The sequence below is a fragment of the Salinibius halmophilus genome (genome assembly GCF_003577475.1).
GTDB classification, from domain to species: Bacteria; Pseudomonadota; Gammaproteobacteria; order Pseudomonadales; family Natronospirillaceae; genus Salinibius; species Salinibius halmophilus.
Window position 1 is genome coordinate 1 of sequence record NZ_QPEP01000005.1, and the last position, 21,792, is coordinate 21,792.

The 21,792-nt window shown below is 46.3% G+C and carries 21 protein-coding genes and 1 pseudogene; 13 read left to right on the plus strand and 9 right to left on the minus strand.

The window, feature by feature from the left end:
- The 3 genes and pseudogenes from DUW71_RS06545 to DUW71_RS06555 all read left to right on the plus strand — a co-directional run.
- Window positions 1-218 (plus strand): annotated as a pseudogene (locus DUW71_RS06545) (IS3 family transposase); the annotation flags it as partial.
- A gap of 61 nt (window positions 219-279) precedes the next feature.
- Window positions 280-780, plus strand: coding sequence for a DoxX family protein (locus DUW71_RS06550; protein ID WP_119394450.1), 501 nt, complete (start codon window positions 280-282; stop codon window positions 778-780).
- Complete coding sequence (locus DUW71_RS06555) at window positions 777-1,238, plus strand: hypothetical protein (protein ID WP_119394451.1); 462 nt, start codon at window positions 777-779, stop codon at window positions 1,236-1,238. Before DUW71_RS06550 ends, DUW71_RS06555 begins: the two co-directional genes overlap by 4 nt.
- Here the strand turns inward: DUW71_RS06555 and DUW71_RS06560 are convergent.
- Window positions 1,235-2,431 carry a hypothetical protein gene (locus DUW71_RS06560; RefSeq protein WP_119394452.1) on the minus strand — a complete coding sequence of 399 codons (1,197 nt, stop codon included), beginning with the start codon at window positions 2,429-2,431 and terminating at the stop codon, window positions 1,235-1,237. The two genes, DUW71_RS06555 and DUW71_RS06560, sit on opposite strands and share 4 nt — an antisense overlap.
- A 203-nt stretch (window positions 2,432-2,634) precedes the next feature.
- Between DUW71_RS06560 and DUW71_RS06565 the strand changes: the two genes are divergently transcribed.
- Window positions 2,635-3,801: a hypothetical protein gene (locus DUW71_RS06565; protein ID WP_119394453.1), complete on the plus strand. Its 1,167-nt coding sequence runs from the start codon at window positions 2,635-2,637 to the stop codon at window positions 3,799-3,801.
- Between the two features lie 49 nt (window positions 3,802-3,850).
- On the opposite strand, the gene DUW71_RS06570 is transcribed toward DUW71_RS06565, so the two are convergent.
- Window positions 3,851-6,082 (minus strand): polyprenyl synthetase family protein, encoded by a 2,232-nt coding sequence (locus DUW71_RS06570; RefSeq protein ID WP_119394454.1) that lies wholly within the window; start codon window positions 6,080-6,082, stop codon window positions 3,851-3,853.
- Between the two features lie 85 nt (window positions 6,083-6,167).
- On the opposite strand from DUW71_RS06570, the gene DUW71_RS06575 reads away from it, so the two are divergent.
- Window positions 6,168-6,752 carry a YqaA family protein gene (locus DUW71_RS06575; protein ID WP_119394455.1) on the plus strand — a complete coding sequence of 195 codons (585 nt, stop codon included), beginning with the start codon at window positions 6,168-6,170 and terminating at the stop codon, window positions 6,750-6,752.
- A gap of 45 nt (window positions 6,753-6,797) precedes the next feature.
- Here DUW71_RS06575 and DUW71_RS06580 read toward each other — a convergent pair whose 3' ends face one another.
- Window positions 6,798-7,187 carry an RCC1 domain-containing protein gene (locus DUW71_RS06580; RefSeq protein ID WP_119394456.1) on the minus strand — a complete coding sequence of 130 codons (390 nt, stop codon included), beginning with the start codon at window positions 7,185-7,187 and terminating at the stop codon, window positions 6,798-6,800.
- A 362-nt stretch (window positions 7,188-7,549) separates the two neighbouring features.
- On the opposite strand from DUW71_RS06580, the gene DUW71_RS06585 reads away from it, so the two are divergent.
- Window positions 7,550-7,759: a cold-shock protein gene (locus tag DUW71_RS06585; protein ID WP_119394457.1), complete on the plus strand. Its 210-nt coding sequence runs from the start codon at window positions 7,550-7,552 to the stop codon at window positions 7,757-7,759.
- A gap of 120 nt (window positions 7,760-7,879) precedes the next feature.
- Window positions 7,880-8,242 (plus strand): tetratricopeptide repeat protein, encoded by a 363-nt coding sequence (locus tag DUW71_RS06590; protein ID WP_233546059.1) that lies wholly within the window; start codon window positions 7,880-7,882, stop codon window positions 8,240-8,242.
- 47 nt (window positions 8,243-8,289) lie between these two features.
- Here DUW71_RS06590 and gdhA read toward each other — a convergent pair whose 3' ends face one another.
- The 4 genes from gdhA to DUW71_RS06610 form a co-directional block, all read right to left on the minus strand.
- The gene (gdhA, locus tag DUW71_RS06595; protein WP_119394459.1) at window positions 8,290-9,642 is read right to left on the minus strand and encodes an NADP-specific glutamate dehydrogenase; all 1,353 of its coding nucleotides are present in this window, start codon (window positions 9,640-9,642) and stop codon (window positions 8,290-8,292) included.
- 81 nt (window positions 9,643-9,723) lie between these two features.
- Complete coding sequence (locus tag DUW71_RS06600; RefSeq protein WP_119394460.1) at window positions 9,724-10,743, minus strand: metallophosphoesterase; 1,020 nt, start codon at window positions 10,741-10,743, stop codon at window positions 9,724-9,726.
- A 105-nt stretch (window positions 10,744-10,848) separates the two neighbouring features.
- Complete coding sequence (locus tag DUW71_RS06605) at window positions 10,849-12,147, minus strand: MFS transporter (RefSeq protein WP_119394461.1); 1,299 nt, start codon at window positions 12,145-12,147, stop codon at window positions 10,849-10,851.
- A gap of 320 nt (window positions 12,148-12,467) precedes the next feature.
- On the minus strand, window positions 12,468-13,799 hold the full coding sequence (locus DUW71_RS06610) for a glycosyl hydrolase family 8 (RefSeq protein ID WP_158583909.1): 1,332 nt from the start codon (window positions 13,797-13,799) through the stop codon (window positions 12,468-12,470).
- A gap of 176 nt (window positions 13,800-13,975) precedes the next feature.
- Between DUW71_RS06610 and DUW71_RS06615 the strand changes: the two genes are divergently transcribed.
- The 6 genes from DUW71_RS06615 (at window position 13,976) to DUW71_RS06640 (ending at window position 20,039) form a co-directional block, all read left to right on the plus strand.
- Window positions 13,976-14,497: a pilus assembly FimT family protein gene (locus DUW71_RS06615; RefSeq protein WP_119394463.1), complete on the plus strand. Its 522-nt coding sequence runs from the start codon at window positions 13,976-13,978 to the stop codon at window positions 14,495-14,497.
- Window positions 14,498-14,542: 45 nt separating this feature from the next.
- Window positions 14,543-14,998 carry a hypothetical protein gene (locus DUW71_RS06620; protein ID WP_119394464.1) on the plus strand — a complete coding sequence of 152 codons (456 nt, stop codon included), beginning with the start codon at window positions 14,543-14,545 and terminating at the stop codon, window positions 14,996-14,998.
- Window positions 14,999-15,220: 222 nt separating this feature from the next.
- Window positions 15,221-16,390 (plus strand): type III PLP-dependent enzyme, encoded by a 1,170-nt coding sequence (locus DUW71_RS06625; protein WP_199671167.1) that lies wholly within the window; start codon window positions 15,221-15,223, stop codon window positions 16,388-16,390.
- Window positions 16,391-16,542: 152 nt separating this feature from the next.
- Window positions 16,543-17,376 (plus strand): ion transporter, encoded by an 834-nt coding sequence (locus tag DUW71_RS06630; RefSeq protein WP_119394675.1) that lies wholly within the window; start codon window positions 16,543-16,545, stop codon window positions 17,374-17,376.
- A gap of 179 nt (window positions 17,377-17,555) precedes the next feature.
- Window positions 17,556-19,253: a leucine-rich repeat domain-containing protein gene (locus DUW71_RS06635; protein ID WP_119394466.1), complete on the plus strand. Its 1,698-nt coding sequence runs from the start codon at window positions 17,556-17,558 to the stop codon at window positions 19,251-19,253.
- A 168-nt stretch (window positions 19,254-19,421) separates the two neighbouring features.
- Window positions 19,422-20,039 (plus strand): type I restriction-modification system subunit M N-terminal domain-containing protein, encoded by a 618-nt coding sequence (locus DUW71_RS06640; protein ID WP_199671168.1) that lies wholly within the window; start codon window positions 19,422-19,424, stop codon window positions 20,037-20,039.
- Between the two features lie 13 nt (window positions 20,040-20,052).
- Here the strand turns inward: DUW71_RS06640 and DUW71_RS06645 are convergent, their stop codons facing one another.
- The gene (locus DUW71_RS06645; RefSeq protein WP_119394467.1) at window positions 20,053-20,970 is read right to left on the minus strand and encodes a S1 family peptidase; all 918 of its coding nucleotides are present in this window, start codon (window positions 20,968-20,970) and stop codon (window positions 20,053-20,055) included.
- A complete protein-coding gene (locus DUW71_RS06650; RefSeq protein ID WP_119394468.1) occupies window positions 20,963-21,790 on the minus strand; it encodes a M48 family metallopeptidase in 828 nt (275 codons plus the stop codon). Before DUW71_RS06650 ends, DUW71_RS06645 begins: the two co-directional genes overlap by 8 nt.
- Window positions 21,791-21,792 lie beyond the last annotated feature (2 nt).

Sequence of the window (21,792 nt, forward strand, 5' to 3'; positions counted from 1 at the left end):
TGCACTGGTACAACCATGAGCACAAGCACAGCGCTTTAGGTTACGTGACGCCAATGGATCGCCGCCAAGGTGAAGCGGGACTAATCCTAACCAAACGCCTTGCGATCAAAGAAGCAGCAAAGGCAAAACGACCTGAAAGGTGGTCAGGTAATGCGGCAGTCGTCATCCCAGACAAAGAAGTTCACTTGAATCCTGATCGAAAAGTGGCAATTGATTAAAATTTAAGCGTGCAAACTATGTTGACAGATACCGAATGTCGCTGGTATCGCGTTCTTCCTGATGTTGATTTATGCCGATAATCGCGGCAATCGTGTGCGCAATTTATCCTATAGTGTGCTGGCGCTGCGTATTTTTACCGGCATTGCCCTGGTTACGCTCGGGCTCTCTGAGAAGCTAATTGGCTCGCATTTGGGGGCGGCGTTTATCAGCAAATACGATTGGAACTTTATGCAGTTGCTAGGGTTTGAGTTCTTTACAGATAGGCTGTTTATTTTGTCTGCTGGTGTTATGGAAGTTGTTTTTGGTTTAATCTTAATTTTGGGCACCGTTACCCGGCTCAACATTCTTGTGGTGGCCATTTTTATGATTACTACCAATGTCACTTTTGTATTTCAAGACAACCCTGAAGCAGCCCTTATGGAACTTGTTGGACACCTGCCCATTATTGCCACGGCGGTGATCTGTGTGTTTTTTGGCAGTGGGCAAAAGCTTAAGCTTACGTCTGTGTTCAAACGAAAGCGTCGTGTTATACAACCTAGAAAGCGAGCGGTCGCAGTATGAGAAAATTTACTGCGAGAAACGTTCCCTTCTATGTGGTGCTCTATGCGGCCGTGTTCGCGTTTTTATTGGCTTTGCTTGTAGCGCCTTGGCTGACAAGTTCACCATCAAAGCCAGAGGCCCATGTGCATCAGCACATGGGGATCGAACACCCAGCTACGCGGATGCCAGACGTGGCCATTTCACTATTGCCAGATGCAAAGCAAGGGTGGAACCTAACACTGCAATTGACCAACTTTACGTTTACGCCACAGCAGGTAAATCAGAATGATCAAGCGAATATTGGTCATGCGCACCTGTATATCAACGGCGAAAAAGTGGCTCGTTTATATAGTCGTTTCTATCATATTGCCCAGTTGCCAGAAGCTGGCGCCCAAATACGAGTTACATTAAACAGCAACAACCACGCCACTTGGTTAAATAATGGCGACGAAATTTCTGCGACGGTAACGCTGCCCTAGCGACACAGATACAGCGTTTCTAGCGTGCTATCAATAGCTTGGTTATGGGTAATTGGCTGGCAAAATGCACTGGCGGCAAGTACGCCTGGATTGGCTTGATCCAGCACATGCGCAGGTTGCCGATAGCGCTCGCCGGTGTCTAGGTTTTTAACTAACATGCCTTCAAGATCATACTCATAGCCAATTCTACTGGTAAGCAAGCACGAGTGTTGACCGCACAAAATGGGTTGGCCTACGTCTATTTGCAAACTGGTAAGTAGATAGTCGCGTAGTTCAGGGTCGGTATAGACGCTGGAAAAGTCGCCACGCCCACCAAGAATGTCCTGTTGTATTGCTTCAGGGATGGTACTTTGGCCCAGTTCACTGACGGCAAGCTCGGTTAAAATTTGTTCTGCATTAGGCCAGTGGGGCAGCAATAAGTCTCTGACTAGTAGCACAAACTCATTGTTGTCAGGTACACGAACAGCTGGCGCAACGTGTGCAAATGGCAATCCCTGTAGCATGATGGTGAGCTCTGAATGCAACTGTCTAAGCGCTTCAGCAGTGTCCTCGCATGCCTGATCTATGGTGTCATGCATAAATGACGTTTCGAGGGAAACGGGCGGGCTATTAACCACCACTGCTGTGTTAAAACTATATTCACTAACACTGCAGAAAGCAGCGCTGTTTAATATCGCTTCATTGTTACATACACCGTTTACTGCTGTTACTAAACAGGCGGCCCAATCACACATGACCATTTTGGTATCCGGTGGCAACAGCGGCCGTATCCAACTGGTTTCTGCTTGTAGGTCGGCTTGATGAAAGAGTCTAAGCCGCTCCAACTGTCCACCAGCTACGGGGTCACTCATCAAGTCTGTAATGGTTGAACCATTGCCCTCTATTAAATCGAGCAGCTGGGTTCTACGGGCACTGTATTCTGATTGCGCGAACTGTGTTAACACGGTAGCGGCCTCGGTACCGCCTAATATTGCATGAGTGTCTCGATAATAGGCATGAAAGGCGTTAATTAGCTCTGGGTCTTCACATTGCTCGGTACCCGGCGCTTGAGATATCGCTACATGATTAGATGGTTCTACTTGAACCTGTTGCGCAACAGGTTGCGCCAGTTGATTGATTGAAACGGGTGCCAACTGCCACCAAAATGCAGCAAATGCCGCTAGCGCGGCCGCGATGATAATCCCTAACTTCATGTTGTTCCTTCATGTGCAGTTGTGTTTTACCTGGGTGCTAGAGAAAACATGGGTACGCTTTTTTCAAAACTCAAGCGCCAGATACAGAGCATTGCCGAGATTGCTATCCAAATGGTTAGATTTATTCATCAAAAAATAATTTTCAGCGCGCGTTTATCGTGTATATTGAGTTGGGAACGTTCTCAAAATTTTAGGGAAGAAAAATGAAAAAACTTAGCCTAATCTCTTGTTTCGCCCTAGCCGCATGCGGGCCTGCAAGTAATTCAGGGACCACCGATGGTGCTGCAGCGGGCGGCACGGCAGGTGATTCAGCCGACAACTCAGGTAGCCAAATCATTCTAGAAAACTGTGATTGGTTAGCGATGGACGGTGACGACAGCACCGCAACTATTTTTTGCGGCAGTGCCATTACGCGCTGGCAGAAGTCCAATACACCAATTGAAATACCAAACCCGGTAGATGAATACGCTTATTTTAGTGATGTAAGAGCGAACGATTCTCAGGTGTTTGTGGTCGCAGAAGACGACACGCGATTGTTTGAATTGGGCACGAGTGGTGACCTAACCGAATGGTCGCTAACCTACAATGACGAGACACTAGTCGACTTTGCAAACTTTTCACAATTAGATCAGCAGTTTTGGCTGAGTGTTTCGAATAGCGAAATGACCGAAACTTTTGTTTTAGGTAGTGACGGTACCCTTACCCAAGCAATGTCCGGAACACTCTCTGGCAAACCTGTCAGCTTAATTGAAAGCTACAGCCAAGATGTATTGTGGGTCTACCAGTCGCAAGATAAAGTTTTGTATAAGCAAACAGCCAATAACTCTCAGCAGCTAGATATTGATATCGATGCCGAAGCAGATTTTGTTGCCGACCAATTGAACAACCGAAACTATGTTTTTGCGGGCGATAATAAATTACTGCTATTAGACCCAACGATTGCAGACGAAACGCTGCAGAAATACGACCTTGCCGTGCTAACCAGTAGTGGTATTTGCACATCGAGTGTACAGGCTTCATCGCTCCATAACCTAAGTGGAGACGTTGTCATTAAAGCCCATGCTTGGGACGAAAGTAGCAATACGCTTTTTGTGTTACATCAGCAAACGAATGAAGCAGACTATAATGACAGCAAGCACGTGGTGAATAGCTTGACGATTAGTGATGACTGCGAAACCACTGCAGGTTTAAACCTAGCTGAGAGCTCAAATAAACCAAAAGGTATTTTTGGGGCGTCTGTAAATGGCAGCACTGTGGCATTCTGGGGTGGTCAAGTGATTAGCTCTGATGATGGCTTTGAAACAATAAGCGAAATAACGGCTACGGAAGACAACAGCTCGTTTATTTTTACATCATTAGATAAGCGCTAGGCTTCGACCAGGTGTTCTGAAAATAGGTGTGCTGAAAAGCACACCCACTTTAGGCTGATCGTTCAATGGCCCATGCCGCCAGTTGGCTAAGCGCTGCACTATCTGGAATGGCATCTATTGCTGTAACTGCTTGATAATAGTGTCGATACATGGCTTCTGTCGCACCTTGTTCGCCTAAACAACTTACAAACGTGGCGCTTTGATTGCGTTGGTCCAGTTGTTTAGGTTTACCCAATTGTTCACTGCTTGCTTCAATGTCTAGCAGGTCGTCTTTGATTTGAAAAGCGATGCCCAAGTGGTAGGCAAATTGTTTCAGCGTTTGAATGTGCTCATCGCTTTGGCAGGTAAGTAAGGCAGGTAGTACGAGGGCACTCTCAATAGCGTAAGCGGTTTTGTGCTGACTAATCGCTTCTAACTCGCCTCGTGTTTGCTGTTTACCTACTGCATTGAGATCTAGCCATTGCCCATGACAGATTTTTTGACTCAACTGACTGGCGTACTCGAGAGAGGATAATACGCTTGCTGGCTGAAAGCCTTGCATGCTGGCGTGCACTTCAACGGCTTTAAAGATTAGGTTAAGTGCTGTCATTTCAGCCAGTGCTTCGCTATTTAACTGCTTATGAAGGGTAGGGCGGCCGCGGCGCATTGATGAGTTATCTTGGCTAGGTTTGTCGTCAACAATCAGTGATGCCGTGTGCATGTATTCTATAAAACGCACCACGCTAGAGATTTGTTCAAATGGCAAGCCTAGGCAGTCCTGTGCATATACCACACAGAGTACGCCGCGGAAATACTTACTGCCGCTGGCGAGTGAATAGTTTGCGGCTGTCTCGAGCCCATTGGCACCTGCTAGCGGGAGCTCGGTTTCAATGCGTGCTTGAATCTGTTCAACACGTTCTTTAAGCGCGTTACTGCCATCATTGATTTGAGCCTGCAATTGGTTACTAAGATATTTATCTAACCAAGCCATCTCCAGCGGCTGTTTCAGTGCCGTTTCGAGCTGTAGCATAACTTTGGCAAGCGCTGGTTGTCCGCTAGTTAGGCACGTTATGCGCTCTGCAAATGCCTGCTCCCCTAGCTGTTCTTGCAGTGATCTATGGCTGTTTATGCAGCGTTTTATCAGCAGCTCTTTTACTTGCGGCTGGTTTTCAAAGCAGTGATAAATTAAGTGATGCAAAAGCGCCCAATACAAACGGTAGGGGTGGATGCCATCGTAAAGCCTGTTTTGATAGACCAAAGCAACAAAGGGCGTCATGTTCCCCTCTTGGTAGTCAAGGTCTATGTCTTTTAGGTCGTCATGTAACTGGTTAAACAAGCCAAAGTACTGATAATTTCCAAGCTTAATCTCGTTTGACACCATGGCATCGGCCAGTATGCGCGAGCGGCTCGATTTGTTGATTAGGTTCAGCCACACATCACTTTCATCAACCGTTGGCTTTTGGGCTTGGTAAAATACATAGGCTTGGTTAAGAAACGCATCAAACCTGTCACCTTGCTGCCGCTTGATGTAGTCAAATGCTTCAGCTAGCTCGTCAAAAGCATAATTAAGCCAGGCGTTATTGGTATTAATTGCTTCAACAAAGCCCTGTTGAAGTGACTTTTCAAGCGTCTGGTCGAGTAATTGTTTATCAGCTTCGCTAAGCGCCTGCGAATCCAGCAGATCATCAATTAGTGGATAGGTTAGGCCGTAGTAATAGCCCAAGCGAATGGCTCGATCAAAATTAGCGTTGGCGCCTTTTTGTTGCCATTCATTGAGCAATACACCGGCAATCACTTTAAGTAGTTTGCGCACCCCTTGGTGAGCGCTTAAGGCCTGCGGTAGCGCTTGCTTGAGTCGATATACTTTGGCGGATAGCCAGGTAAATGCCTGTTCGCAGTTGTGGCGCTTAGCCCATTGGTAACCTTGCGCCATAAAACCCGAAACTGGGGCATGGTCTAGGCGCTCGCTTAACTCCTTAGCCAGTCCTTCGATTTTTTCCATGACCTCAGGCTGGCGAATATCTAAGTCAAGGTCGCGGATAAACAAGTAAGTCAGTGAGTCACGTAGGTATTGCTTTTGCTTTTTCGCTTTCACCAAGTTTTGTACAAACTCAGGGCTATTAAAAAAGCTCAAGCTTTTTCTGCTACCCATTCGTGGGGCTTGGCGTTGCCATTGCTCGATATTTTTGGCCAGCAAATCAAAAGTGGTAGCGGTTTGGCTAGTACTAATAAGTGTGGCTAGGTAGCTTTGCGCTTGTTGCTTGGCACTCGACACACTCGCTAATCTGTTTTCCGTTACCATTTGGCTCGCTCAAGTTCATCTGCATTTTGATAGGATGTCGCCAGTTTACATTATTTGCCAGCCCTGAATCAGGCATGAAGCCATTATGAAAAAACGTTTAGCCGATAATTTTGTCGCCATAGTGCACAAACCCTGGGTGTTTCCCGCCTTGTTTGTATTTTCATTCCTAGAGTCGATTATTGTGCCCATTCCGCTGGAGTTTGTATTAGTGCCGCTAATGCTTAAAAGTGATAGCAAGCGGATTTGGGCGTTGGCTGCTACGGCTCTATTGGGGTTTCTAGCAGGGGCTGGAGTAGGGTATTTCGGTGCGGTGTACTTGTTTGAACAGATTTCACCTTGGCTGCTGCAAACCCAGCAGAGTCAGGAATACTACCAAGCGGCACTTGGTGAAATGCAGCAAAATGGGTTCTGGTACCTTATAGCAGTGGGGGCTACACCGGTGCCATCGCAAATAGCTATGCTAGCCGCGGGCAGTACTGGCTATCCATTAGTCCTGTTTTTCCTTGCTATGCTGACCACGCGCTCGTTTCGCTATTTTGCCATGGCCTACGTGATGGACCGCTGGGGGAAAAGTGGCTATCAGTGGTTAAAAACACACAAATCGCGTGCGTCAAAAATTGCTGCGGTGTTGCTCGTTTTAGCACTAATTTATGAGCTGTTTATCGATTAACAAGCAATGAGCGCCGAGCATACACTCGGCGCTCATGATTACTCTTTAAACAGGTTCAAGAATTGCAAATTGTCGCCCGTTTCTTGAATTTGTACCCCTGCACCTAGCGTTACCGTCGGTTAAAATTGCACAGTTGCGATTGTAGTATGCAAAAATTTCGCTAACAGTAATGCCTGTACCGAGGTCGACCACTGGCAAGTTGTCACCCATTTCACTGGGTTCGTCACCGCGGTCGTTGAGGTCACCATATCCATGTTGTGAGTGGGAGTTATCCCCCCAGCATTTAATTTGGTCATCGTGCAGCAAGGCGCACGTGAACTCATAGCCAGCAGTAACGCGCTTAGCAGTATAAGGTTCCCCTAGTACATCCGTCGTTTTTGAACACGCTGAAAGCAGGATGACCGCTGCCATCGGCCAATATTTGATTGAGTTCATTGCTCTGACCTTAGATTAGCAGCGCGTAATGTTAGCGGGAAATCCTAACGATGAGAATAGTTTTGAATGAAAAATGTACAGTTTTGATTGGCTTATTAATGTAAGTAAATACTAGAATATTATTCCTTTATGTATGTATAAATTAAAATAATTTGGGCTTGTTTTGGCTGATTTAGAATAATAAATATTAAATTGTTTGACTTAGGCAAGGGTTGTCTATACTTTGGTTGTAGCAAGAGAGTAATCCCAACTTTTATCCTTCATTTCGTCGTTTCTTTTTCTTCGTCCTGTTGTATCTAATTTAGGCTATTTTTTCGCTATCACCGCCTAATGTCAGGCTTTTTATATACAGGATAATTATCATGTCTAATACAGTAACCGGTACCGTAAAGTTTTTTAACGAAGCGAAAGGCTTTGGCTTCCTTCACCAAGAAAACGGTCCAGACGTTTTTGCTCACTTTAGCGCCATCGTAAGCGACGGCTTTAAAACGCTTGCCGAAGGCCAACGTGTAGAATTTAAAGTGACGCAGGGTCAGAAAGGCCCACAAGCAGAGAATATCGTTGCACTTTAATTTCTAAATTAAAGTGAAAGTAAAGCAAGCGAGAGCTTGCTTTTTTTATGTCTGAATATCGGGATTTATATGATAAATACGAAAATATATAAAGCACTTCAGGAACTGTCTGAAAAATTAATGTTAGCAACTGAAGATGAGCAAGCTTTTAATTTGCTCTATGCAGAGTTAGAGACCATTTGCCACGACAATGAAAAGACAGACAAGGATCACCCAGAGCAGTGGGAAACCTTAGCGGACTTTACTGAAGATTTACCGCGTGCGCTTACCATTTATGAGCATGCGTTAACGCTTGCCCATGAGCATAAATCACTTGCGCATCAAGCGTCGATTGCTTATTCGATGGCCAGTATCCTAGTTGAGTTAGATGACATGGGTGCGGCTCACAAGCGTCTTGCGACGGCAAAAGCAATTGCTGCAGAGTTAGACGACGAAGAGTTGAATGAAGACATCGATGAATTGATGGCGTCGTTAGAAGATTAACCGCGCAGCGCGGGCCCCTATGGGAGAGGCCGGCGCTTTTTATTTCTTTACACAACACCTTGTTCAATCATTGCTTGGGCAACGCGTTTGAACCCGGCAATATTGGCGCCTAGTATCAAGTTGCCTTCGTGCCCATATTCTTTGGCAGTGCCGTTCGCCGAATTAAAAATATTTTCCATAATGATCTTTAAACGTTTATCGACCTGCTCAAAAGACCAGCTTTGCATGCTCGCATTTTGCGACATTTCTAGTTGGCTGGTTGCCACACCACCGGCATTTGCTGCTTTACCTGGCCCAAAGGCTACTTTCGCGTCGATGAAGGTGTCGATCGCTGCTTGATCGCATGGCATATTGGCCCCTTCAGTGACCAGTTTAACGTTGTTTTTCAATAACGCCTTGGCATCCTTTTGGGTCAGTTCGTTTTGTGTTGCACAAGGAAATGCCGCATCACCTTCGTAGTGCCATACGGCGTGGCCGTTTTCTGGATAATCATTTACCGGGGTGTATTGCGCGTCTTTATGAGTTTTTAGGTAGGTTTCTAAACTGTCACCGCGAACTTGCTTAATCTCTTTCAGTAGCGCTAAGTCGATGCCTTGTTCATGGTAAATCGTACCGCGGGAGTCGCTACAGGTTAGGGGAATGGCATCTAGCTCAATAAGCTTTTCAATGGCATAAATGGCGACATTGCCAGCGCCCGATACCAAGCATTTTTTGCCCTTAAGGCTGTCATTTTGATAGGCCATCATATGTTCGGCGAAGTAAACCACGCCATAACCTGTTGCTTCCTTTCTCGCCAACGATCCACCCCATAGGGTGCTTTTGCCTGTTAATACACCTTCAAAACGGCCGGTTAAGCGTTTGTATTGGCCAAACATATAGCCAATTTCACGCGCGCCAACACCAATGTCACCCGCCGGCACATCTGTGGTGGCACCAATATGGCGATATAGCTCGGTCATATACGACTGGCAAAAGCGCATGATTTCATTGTCTGAGCGACCTTTAGGGTCGAAATTTGCCCCGCCTTTGCCACCACCAATGGGAAGGCCAGTTAGCGCATTCTTAAAGATTTGTTCAAAGCCTAAAAACTTCATAATGCTTGCATTCACACTAGGGTGAAAGCGCAAGCCACCCTTGTAGGGGCCTAGGGCTGAGTTGAACTCAATACGGTAGCCTTTGTTTACTTGCACATTGCCGTTGTCATCTACCCAAGGAACACGAAACATAATTTGCCGCTCAGGCTCAACCATTCGCTCAATGATGGCGTGCTTGCGATACTGATCATCATGCTCAAGAAGTGGCTCTAATGATTCGAGCACTTCTTCAACGGCTTGATAGAACTCGCACTGCGCTGGGCTTGATTGTTTAAGGTAATAAATTGTGTCGTGGGTATAACTCATAATCCCTGCTACGTTTGCTGAATTTACCCAATTTCGTACGAAGCACAGCTAAAACTAGCTTTGTAGGGAAAGCTGTTGGCGCTAATCCGTGTCGAGGTCATTGGGTTGGTCGACTGCTTGTAAAGGAGATTGCTCGCCAGCTAGGTTACCTGTGCTGAATTGCCCTTGCTGGTAGAGAAGAATTTCCCCGCGCCCGGCCAACTGTATGCCGCTGTCAACGCCAATCACTTTGCCGTTAAAGCGGCTACGAATATGCTGCTGTGGAGTGTGACCGACGATGACGCGTTCGGCGCCATATTGGGTGAGCCCCGCTTGCACATCTTGCTCTGTTAGCCCTGAGTTGGGTTTAAAGTATCCGCGATACCAAAACGGGCCGTCTAGGTCATGAATGCAGCCATACAATGGGTGGGCAAAAACGGCTTCACGCTCAATACCAAATGCCTGGCGGGCGCGATCGTTCACTTCTTGCATTGTTAACTGATGCGCTAAAAAGCTAGGTGATAGACCGCCGTGAACAAATAGTGACTTGTTTAACCGAATCATGGTTGGCCACTGTCGCATCCAGCTACCCAGCACCCAGTCTTTATTAAACAAGTCATGGTACTCAAGCCCCAGCTCGCTGGCGAAATCTTGATAATGCTGGGCAAGGTAGCGCCAAGATTTCCGCATGATCATGAACTCGTGATTACCCAGTAAGCAGTGTACCTTACCCCCTGCAAGCTGCGCTTGTGCCTGTAATTTATAAAGCAACCAGAATATGCGAATGACTCCATCGCCACGGTCGAATATATCGCCCAGCATCACTAGGTGCCCTTTGCCATAACACCAGTTCTGTTGTGCGTCGATTATTTGATGACGAGTGAGCAGTTCAATAACAGTTTGATACTGGCCGTGTACATCGCTCAGCGCAGCAAACTTTTCAACTTGATCAAACTCGACTGAAATAACGGGTGTGTGATGAGTGTGCAGGGTCGCCGGCGAACAGAACGTTGGCTGCGAATCCGGCAATGTGCTGGTGAGAACGCCCGACTTATCGGGCATAAACGATTGCCATTGGTTGGCTAGGCTCGGGTGTTTACGTATATATGGGCCGTCGAACATAATAATGCTTGGGTAATGAACAAGCCCATATTATGACAGGGTGAAAAACAGAAGTCGTTTTTATTCAACTTCTGGCTACTCAACCTCGGACTATTCAACCTCGGACTACTCAACCTCTGGTAGGGCCAGCGACATCACAACGCCTAACATGCCCAAGCACATCAGGGTGAAGAGCACCACCACAGCACCCAGTGAGCTTAATAAGGCTGTCAGGCCACCCACACCTAGCAGTACTATGCCAATAAGGGTGTTGCACACAGAAACATAAGTTGTGCGCTGATCACCTTCGGCCATGTTGGTTAGGTAGGTTTTGCGCCCAACTCGAACGCCTTGATGGCTGATGGTCAACAACACGTATAACAATGGCAAGGTGGCGGGGAAGGCTAGGGCGCTTGGCAGCGCTACTGCAAGGGCAATCACCAATAAGCAGATGGCAGATGCCCCAGCACCTGCCCATACCATGGTTTGCCGGCTGGATAGGTCGGCAAATCGGCCCCAAAAAGGCCCAGACAAAAAGCCTGCCGCACCACTCGCCGCCATAAAAAACACTAACTGGCTAATATCTACCTCGTCTTGGTTCGCCAATAGTACCAGGTAGGGGGCAGCCAAGGCTGAGCAGAGTAAGAATGAGCGTGCTAACACGAAGCGGCGAAATGCTGCGTCGCGCGCAATAATGGATAGGTTCGCCATTGCTGCTTGCCAGCCATTCTTACCGCCTGAAACTTCACCGGCGTATTCTTCTACTTGCCAGAAGATGGCGCTGGCAATGAACCAAGAGAGCCCAGCCACGCCAAGCAGTACGATCACGCTATCCAGGCTGTTAACTTGCCCAAATAAGAATAATAAACCAGCGGATACTAGTGTTACCAATCCCGACACCGAGCTGGCTATGCCGTTTAATCTGCCACGTTGTGGTTTAGGAATCACCTTACCTGTTACATCTTTCGTGGCAATGGAGCACAGTCCACGCGCAAGTGAGAAGCCGATAAGCCAGAGTATAATCAGACCACCGGCCAATAGCCCACTACTAAAAGCGGCGCTAAGCGCCATGCAAAATACGAATAGGCCTTGCAAAATACTGCCCAAAATCCAGGCGTACTTGCGCCGCTCAAATGAACGTACATAGCTTGCAATGACCAGCTGAGGCAGCATAGAGCCACTTTCACGGATAGGGACGAGAAAACCAATCAAAAATAATGGCGCCCCGAGTGCTTGCAGCAACCAAGGCAGAATCACCTTTGGGTTAAGCAGCGCATCACCAAGTTGTGTAAGCGACTGTGCGCTCAGCATTTTGAAAAAGTTACCGGGTACTTCTCGGCATGAGGCGTCTGGAATCTCGTTACAGGCGCGAGCGTCCTCGTTGTTGACGATCAGCTCATGAAGCGTCTTGGTTGTGCGGGTCATAGTCGTCCTTTTTACCAGTTTGCATACCAGTACGCGGGGGCAACCAAATAAGTTGACACCCGCAAGCAGGACGCTAGTTATAACATTAAACCACGTAGACTGGATCCCCGATCAACGCACTCGGGGATGACTAATGCGTCACACCCGCGCAGGCGGGTGTCTAGTTACAAGCCCTTGGACCATGAAGACTAGATCCCCGATAAACCCACTCGGGGATGACGAATACGGTCACACCCGCGCAGGCGGGTGTCTAGTTATAAGCCCTTAAACCTTGAAGACTAGATCCCCGATAAAACCACTCGGGGATGACAAACAAGACCTTACAGCGTTGGCCAGAGATCGACAGCCGTTAGTACACTTAACACCCGAATTGAGCTACCAAAATAAAATTCGGATTCCATTGGATGTTCGGTGGTGAGTTTGCGCCAAAGGGCGTCGCGCCAACTGGCAATCTCTGGGCGATCATCGGCGACAGCTGCCACTAGCAATGGTGCGGTGAACGTTAGGTCTGTCCAAGCCGTTTCAATCCACTCGCCTTGCTGCGGGCCACTAAGCCATACGCCAGGGTAAACTTGTGCGGGGTCGCCATTAGATTTAGCGATAAAGAAGTCATTCATCCACTCGATGTTGTCGTCTAGTGAACTGACTTCGTTGTACACACCCGGCATGGAAATGCGCCACGGCTGGCGAGCCGAGTTGTAATAATAGTGGCTATCAAAGTCACTTTCTAAATGGTTCGCCGGCGCCACGGTAAAGTTGCCAGCTTGGTCAATAATGCCGAAGTCGGGCAATAAGGGCAGGCTGGCAACCGTGTTGAGTTCAACATGATTCACCATGCGATCGGCAGCACTCTGCCAAGTGCTGGCATTTTGCTGATCAAAGGCGGCAAAGGTCGTCAGGTGTTGAATCAAGAAATCTGAAGGGCGAGTCGTATTCTGATAGACCGGCGCGGTGGCAGCCCAATCGCCTAAACGAAGGGATCCGTCTGGCATAACTATGGTGGCACGAATGTCGTCTAACAAAGATTGCGCGAGTGTGTCGTACCCTTGCTCTGGCCAAAGCTTATTAGCAATGATAAGCGCGTAGGCCATATCTAAATCGCCATCGGTCGCCGAGTTTGCTTCGCCACCTGGACGGTCGATGATGGTACCCGCACCTGCCACACCAGCGCCAGTTTCGGCGTTGAGGCCAGTATCCCATTGCTGCCATGCCATTAGGTTGGTGCCGGCATAGCTCTTGTGCGCCTGCCAGTAGTTTACCATGGCATCAAACTCGGCTTTCGCGGTAGTGCGAGCATCTTGCGCGGCCACTGCCACCAAAATGAGCATACCGTAACCGTGGCCTTCAGAGACAGAAATGGCTTGCTTGTCGGTCATCCAGCTTTCGCTGCGCTCTAGCTCGGCATAATCCACAAATAGCTGCGAGTTGTCTGCTTGTTGCACAGGTTTGAGGAATCGATCTAGCCAAGCGTTAGAAAGTGACAAGGCTTCTTGTTGAAGGCTTACGACATCTCCCGATGGCATCGCCCCATAAAACTCTGTTGCTGGCTGTGGTGTTTGGTCGGTGATTGGAGTGATCAAAATATTGCAAGCGGTAAGCAAACCACTGGCTGCCAGTGCTGCGACGATAGGCGTTAAGCGTGTTGTTCTCATAAAGTGTCCTTGGGTCTTTTTGTTGTATGGGAACGATACCATATTGATTATTGACCAGAATATGAACAGTTTTTGTGCCCAAGTTGGCAACTTATTGTTTTTTTAACGCGAATTTGGAATCTACCGATGTTTGCCGTAGTTGCTATGCTTCTTAAAAAGCCCGAGAAGTTGAACTGATGCAAAAGCAAAGCGGTTTTACGATTATTGAGTTAGTGATAGTGATAGTATTGCTGGGCATACTAGCGGCCGTTGCAGTGCCAAGATTTGTCAACCTCACCAGTGCTGCGAAATCATCACAACTAGAATCGATCGCCGGCACAATGCACAGCTCGCTTTTGTTGATCAAAGCACAAGCATTGGTGCGAGGGCAGGCAGTTGGAAATGGCACAATTAACGTAAACGGCACCAACATTGACCTGCTAGACGGCTACCCGTCTGTCGACGGATCGGTTAGCTTTGTTGAGATCAATCGCCAAGTACTGGCTTGGATGGATCTAGATATTGTGGATCGAGATACGGCGTTCAGCAACCCAAATGCCGCGCCACTATTTTCCGACAAATCGAGCAGCGCGAATCAAATATTCATTTTTTTCTCAAGCGACGCGGCGAGAAGAAGCGTTAGTTTTGGCTGCCAGATTCGATACCAAAATCAAGGCGGTGGAAATTATCTGATTAGAGTTCTAACTAACGAATGTTAACGTAATAATGAATCAAAGGTAAAAGCACCCGTAACTGTTGGGCAGATGACTGAATTATTAAAACGAAAAAAACGAAGCAAAGTGATGACTGTTGAGAGTGGGCGCCTTTCGCAAGATGCGCCGCTGGCGGTCAATGCTTCAGACAAAGCTGCTTTGGTTCGTCGCTCGGTGAAAAAACAGAGTCGGGTCGCTAGGTTGCTCGATTTACTCGACGCAGGGAAAAAGCGCCGACGAGCTAGCGTTGACCGCACTGAATTATCACAGCGCAGCCTCGCAAAAGAAGCAATCGTGCTAGCGGTTCGCCGTGGCAAACTCACTGGTGTGGGGCATCATTGTTCAGATTGTAAACGCCATGCTAACCCCATATGGCGATACAGCGAGAGTAACCGGGGGACGGTGTTCTTGTGCTCGCCCTGTAAAATAGCCGCGTTTGAGCGATCCTTTGGTCATGCCGACATCATGCCGCTTACAGTTTCGCGAAAGAAGCATAAGGACCATTAACAAAAGGCAAAAATAAATCTAAAAACGCAGTAAAAAATACTAGGCGATTACACAGTTTTACCTACAATACAGCGCGAGTATGAATCGAACGTACGAATCTTAAGCGCCACCTCCTGAAAGCTTTTGCTGTGCCCCTCAGTAATCAACGCTAACCAAAAAACCGTCCGAAACACCTCATTGTTATTTTTTATCCTTTTTTCTCTATTAAGGAGAATGATCTCAATGCAACAGAAAATTGATGTGGCTGATTACTACAGCGCCGATGTGTTTACCCGAATCAAACAACTGGCTGATAGCAAAGAAACGCCTTTTGTGGTGATCGACAAACAAACCATTAGCGACTCGTATGATGAGTTGGTCGACAATTTTCCTAAGGCCAAAATTTACTATGCAGTGAAAGCAAACCCTGCAAATGAAATTATTGACCTGCTAAACCAAAAAGGCTCGCACTTTGACATCGCCTCTATCTATGAGTTGGACAAAGTAATGGCCTTAGGCACACCGGCTGAGCGCATTAGCTTTGGTAACACCATTAAAAAGAGCAAAGACATTCGCTACTTTTATGACAAGGGTGTGCGTTTATTTGCCACGGATTCAGAGCCGGATTTGCGCAATATTGCTGTTGCTGCCCCAGGTAGCCGAATTTATGTGCGTATTTTAACCGAAGGTTCACAAACGGCAGACTGGCCACTATCTCGCAAGTTTGGTTGCCAACTTGATATGGCGCTCGACCTACTAATTCTGGCACGTGACCTTGGCTTGGTACCCTATGGTATTTCTTTCCATGTAGGGTCTCAACAGCATGATATTGGTGCGTGGGATGCTGCCATTGGTAAAGCAAAGATGATCTTCGAGCGTTTAAAAGACGAAGATGGCATTGATTTAAAAATGATTAACATGGGTGGTGGCTTCCCAGCCAGTTACCTTAAGAAAACGCATGATTTGGCGACCTACGCCAAAGAAATTCAGCGCTTTCTTGAAGAAGATTTTGGTGATGAGATTCCTGAAATTGTATTGGAGCCCGGTCGCTCGTTGGTGGGTAACGCCGGCATACTAGTGAGTGAAGTGGTGTTGATTTCGAAGAAGTCACGCACCAGCTTAAACCGCTGGATTTATACCGATGTGGGTAAGTTCTCGGGCTTAGCCGAGACCATGGATGAAGCCATTAAATATCCTATTTATGTGGAGAAGCAAGGCGAGCTAGAAGAGGCGGTGATTGCTGGTCCAACCTGCGATAGCGTTGATATTATGTACGAAAACTACAAGTATGGCCTGCCGCTAAACCTAGCCAGTGGTGACCGCTTATACTGGCTATCTACGGGTGCTTACACCACTAGTTATTCATCGGTGGAGTTTAACGGCTTCCCACCGCTTGCTAGCTACTTTGTATAACCAAAGCGCCCCAGTCGGGGCGTTTTTTTTGGAGCTCTCGTTGTACGGATAGAGCGAGTGCTGGTGACTATTAAAAAGTGACAAGGTGTCAGGCGCCACACTTGCCGTTATTATACGCCGCATTTGAAACATTCAATTTGAGCCTGCAGCCAATGAACAACACTCTAATGAATGTGCAGAAAGCACTATTCAAAATCAATTCGAGCGCCGTTTTCCAATGGTTTGTGATTGCGGTGATTATTATTTCCGCCCTTACCATTGGTGCCAAAACACATGACTTGCCACCAGCCTTGGTGACAGCACTGTCGTTTTTAGATGGGGCGATTACGGTTTTCTTTTTAGTTGAAATCATTATTCGTTTTTTAGCCACCGAAAATAAAAAAGCGTTTTTCAAAAGTGGCTGGAACGTATTTGATACCATCATTGTGATTGGCAGCATGATTCCAGCCGGTGGTGACGAAGTATTGCTTGCTAGGTTGTTGCGTGTGTTTCGAGTGCTGCGCTTAGTATCCATGGTGCCCGAGCTGCGCTTGCTCATCAACGCGCTACTCAAAGCTATCCCTCGCATGGGCTATATTGCCTTGCTGATGTTCGTCATCTTCTATATCTATGCGGCGGTGGGCAGTATTTTATTCCATGACATCAATGAAACGCTCTGGGGCAATGTGTCGATCTCTATGCTTACGCTGTTTCGGGTGGCCACATTTGAAGACTGGACGGATGTGATGTACGAAACCATGGCCCATCACCCACTGAGCTGGATTTACTACTTGTCGTTTATCTTTTTAACGGCATTTATTTTCTTAAACATGATGGTGGGTACCATCTTGGAAGTCATGGGCGAAGAGCATGAAAACTTCCGCGCCGAAGCGCACGGCGAGAGCAAAGAAGGTGGCGAACCGGCTAGCCGTGCCCAAATTGAAAAACTTGAGACTGAGTTAGCCGAAATTAAAGCGCTGCTGCAATCGAGTCAGCCAAAGGGTTAGCGGCCATCCAAAAACGCCTCAATGGTGGGCAGGGCGTCAGGCGCTAAGGCTTGCTCGCCTTGCCATCGAAACTTTAGCCAGTCCCAGAATCCAAGTTGGCTGTTAGGATCAAGGAATTGACTGTATCGTTTAATTCGTTGAATATTGACGCAGTGTTTAAAACAGCAAAAGGAAATTGTATGAAGTGCCCAGCTATAGTAGCAGCGGTATTGGTTTTGAGTGCTTGTAATCAAGTTGATAATGATCAAGACACTAGTCAGTCAAAAGGGCCTGCGAGTAATCTTACACCGACAGCTCAGATTTCAATTACACCCGTTGTTCCAGAGCCACCCCTAGCAACGCCAACACCTCTAGTTATCCCCACCGGTACACCTGAGCCTATTCCCGACGAAGCCTTGGCTAAATGCATTAACAATGAATTAGGTCTGGCCGAAACAGCACTGCCGACCTATGAACAGTTATATTCGATTAGATTTCTCAGCTGTTGGGATGTGAATTTAACAGATCTTAGTGGTATTGGTATGCTGGGTGCTGTTGAATACCTAAGCTTATCATACTCAGGGGTTACGGACATTAGTCCTTTAAGTCAGCTGCCTAGCATGACACATCTCTTCCTCTCTGGTGTGCCGACGGTAAAAGACTACTCTCCATTGGCCGATATTTCGACACTAACTAACCTTTATGTTCAAGACAATGAAATCAGTGACTTTTCAAGTTGGCGGCCGATACCTAACTTGCGTGAACTGTACGTCAATAGCAGTACTTTAGATGCATTTCCAGTACACCCAGAGCTGCAAGAACTTGATCTTTCAAATAGCGCTATATCAACTATTGCTGGTTTTCCTAGCCTGCCCAAGTTGGTTTCACTAAATCTATCATCCAATCAACTTGCTTCAGTAGCAGAACTGCCAGAGCTTCGCGCACTGGAGTCGCTTGAGTTAAATAATAACCCAATCATCGACTTGGCAGGCTTAAAAAATCTAGACAATCTCAGATATCTTGGGCTAATAGAAACTGGTATTACCGAACTTGGTACCATACCGCATCTGGCTAACTTGGTTGAGCTTGATGCGCGTTGGAATGCGATTACTGATATTTCGGGAATCGAACGGTTACCAAAGCTCGAAAAGCTTAACTTGTATCTCAATGATGTCGAAAGTCTGAGCTCTGTTGCAGGCCTTACCAACTTAAAAACAATCTACCTAATCGGCAACGATAGAATATCAGATTACTCACCGCTAGCAGGCCTGCCGAATCTAGTTGAAGTTGGCCTGAGAAGCAGCCAATTAGAATCGATGGCGAACTGGGCAAGCTATGCAAAGCTAGCTGACTTGTGGATTCAAGTCGAAAACATGAGCGACCTTGCTGCACTAGAGAGTATGCCTGCATTAAGTTCTCTCGACTACACTTGGTTGCATGGCAAAGACTTAAGCCAATTGCCAAACCTGCCAAAGCTTGAAACATTAAGCCTATCATTAAACGGCTTAGACAGCTTGGCCGGTGTACCGACTTATCCTTCCGTGAAAACGCTCGAACTATGGATGAATCGATTCACTGATGTAAATGGCTTGTCAAGCTTCCCTAATGTGACCAACCTTGATTTGTCAGATAATGAAATAACCAGCCTAGAGGGTATTGGCGGCGCACCAAACCTAACTTGGTTAGATTTGAGAAATAACAAGTTAACAGATGTATCCAGCCTTCCTAGTTTACCAAGTCTTGAATGGCTTGATCTTCAGCTCAATCAAATCACAAGCTTTGAGGATTTTCCAAGCTTGCCTGAGCTAAAAGTTCTACAAATCTGGGATAACCCTGTTACCGACTATTCTGGTATTCAACACCTTATTGATGACCCGAATGTAGTAGTGCGCCGCTGAGCCATAGATGTCACCTTATATATGCCAGCAATTTAATGTGAACCAGTCCACTTTAAATGGCATTTTCCGTCCTTCTTGGTAAAGTGTTACACACTGTAATATTTTCATGGAATCGCAATAGAAAAGCCTACTATTGCGAACCATCTGCTTGGAAGGACGTTTCCACCAATGACCAACAATAACTTCTCATCTACCGCCGCCTTTATCTGGTCGGTTGCCGACTTGCTTCGTGGTGATTTTAAACAGTCGCAGTATGGCCGTGTAATTTTGCCGTTTACGCTGCTGCGCCGCCTTGAGTGTGTGTTAGAAGCCAGTAAAGACAAAGTGCTGGCCGAGAACGACAAGGTCAGCCTAATGAAATTGCCAGAAGAGGCAGCAGAAAAGTTCTTGCTACGTGCCACTTTTGAAGCAGACGACACCAGCAAAAATCTAGCGTTCTTTAATACCTCGCCAATGAACCTTGGCAAAATGGGCCAAAGTGATATTAAGGCTAACCTAGAGGCTTATGTGCAGGCGTTTTCAAAAGACGCACGAGAGATTTTTGAGCACTTTAAGTTCGACGAATTTGTAGGCCAGCTGGCCGACGCCAACTTGCTTTATAAGGTGGTCAAAAAGTTTGCCACCACCGACCTAAGCCCTCAGGCCATTTCTAACCACGACATGGGTCTAGTGTTCGAAGAACTCATTCGCCGTTTTGCCGAAAGCTCGAACGAAACTGCCGGTGAGCACTTTATAATGTCATCTTTATTTTTTACTAACGAATGCCATCTTCATAACGTAGCTTAAACTGTTACCCTAATTATTTTAGTTTCCCACAGCAGTATTTATACTTTTCACCACTTCCACATGGACAAATTGAATTTCTAGAAATAGCTTTAGGCTGTTCCAATATGTTTTTTAATAATGGTTCAAAATCATCAAGTTTAGATGCTTGGATCACATAGCCAAGGTTAATCATAATATCCGTTGTAGAAATTGCTTTTGTATCTGTGGGTGCTTCAATAACCTCAATTTCACCTGTAGCTTTTCTAATTGGCCCCGCATACAAAGTTCCAAGCAGTGCAACTCTATTGCCAGCGCATAATGCTCCCTTTTCATCTAGAAACGAGCCTATGTTGGCTAAAAAAACAGGAGAACCACTTGATCCCGGAAAACAAGCTGCATCAATCACAAACTCTTTTTTCCCATTGTAAGGTAACTTAGGATGAGTAGCAGTTATACCTCTTCTAATGATTGGCAAGTTATGTTGAGAATCCCAAATCCCGTTTGGGTATCCAATCATGATGATCTCTTCCATTGTTGAAAGTTTGCTCAGTAACTGTGGGGATGCAATGACAGGCTTAGCTAAAGGAACAATATGAAACTGGTGATTTGTGTTTTCTATTTGACTCAATAACGGAGCAATTGGAAATATTGCCAAATCAACGTTGTGTTCAGGATGTGGAATACATTGGTTTTCGAAATCGTTAATTTCAAATGTTTTCATTTGGCCCAAAAGAGGCTTGTTATCTTTAGCCAGAGTAAGTGATATTGATCCTTTTATTGCGCCATTAACAACGTGTTTATTTGTAACAATGCAAGGGACTTGTTTATCTTCAGATTCGAAGAAAACGTAAAAATAACCACTTCCTGTAGAAGTTGCTCCGTTAGCTAAAACGCATTCTATCCTTACGGTAGAATGAATAAGCTCTTCAATAGGGTGTTTAAAATCACTCATTCAAATACATCTCCGCCATGTCATCTAATTTGGCTTTTACTTCTTTCCAGCTAGGCATTACTTGGGTTAATAAGCGCCAGAAACGATCGCTGTGGTTGTGTTCTGCAATATGGCAAAGCTCGTGTAGTATCACGTAATCAATGCATTCTTTCGGGGCTTTAACGAGGTGAGGGTTGAGCATCAAGTTGCCTTTAGTTGAGCAGCTTCCCCATTGCTTTTTCATTGCCATCACACGAAAAGAGGGAATGCCTGTTACCCACGTGGCTTTCGGAAGTAGTTCGGCTAGTCGCTCGTGAAAAATTGCTTTTGCTTTATGTTGATACCATTTGTCGATTAACGGTTTAATTTTCACCAACCGATCATCAATTTCTTTACTGACTTCATGCTTGATTGTTACGTTCAATTTGCCACGGCTTAGCTTTGCGTTAGGTACTTGCTCGGCATCAACAATTATCTTAAGTACATAGCGCTTGCCTAGATAAAACTGAGTTTCACCGCTCTCGTAGCATTTGGGTAATACCGTATCTTTTTGTTTAGCAAATTCATCAATGCTTTGCCAAATCCATCTGGCACGCTTATGCATGGCATCTTGAATAGCATCATTACTTGCATCATGTGGCACTGTAGCCACAACACGCTGATCAGGGTGAACCTTAATAATTACCTTGCGTGCTGTTTTTTTAGCATTTTCAGCAGGCTTGGTTTTACGAATCACATCATAGTGAATGGTGTCGTTACCATAAGTAAAAACACCACGCTCATTGGGTGTTGTTCGGCTTTCTTTTGGGGAAATTGCAGCAGCAACGGCTTTTTTACTCACTC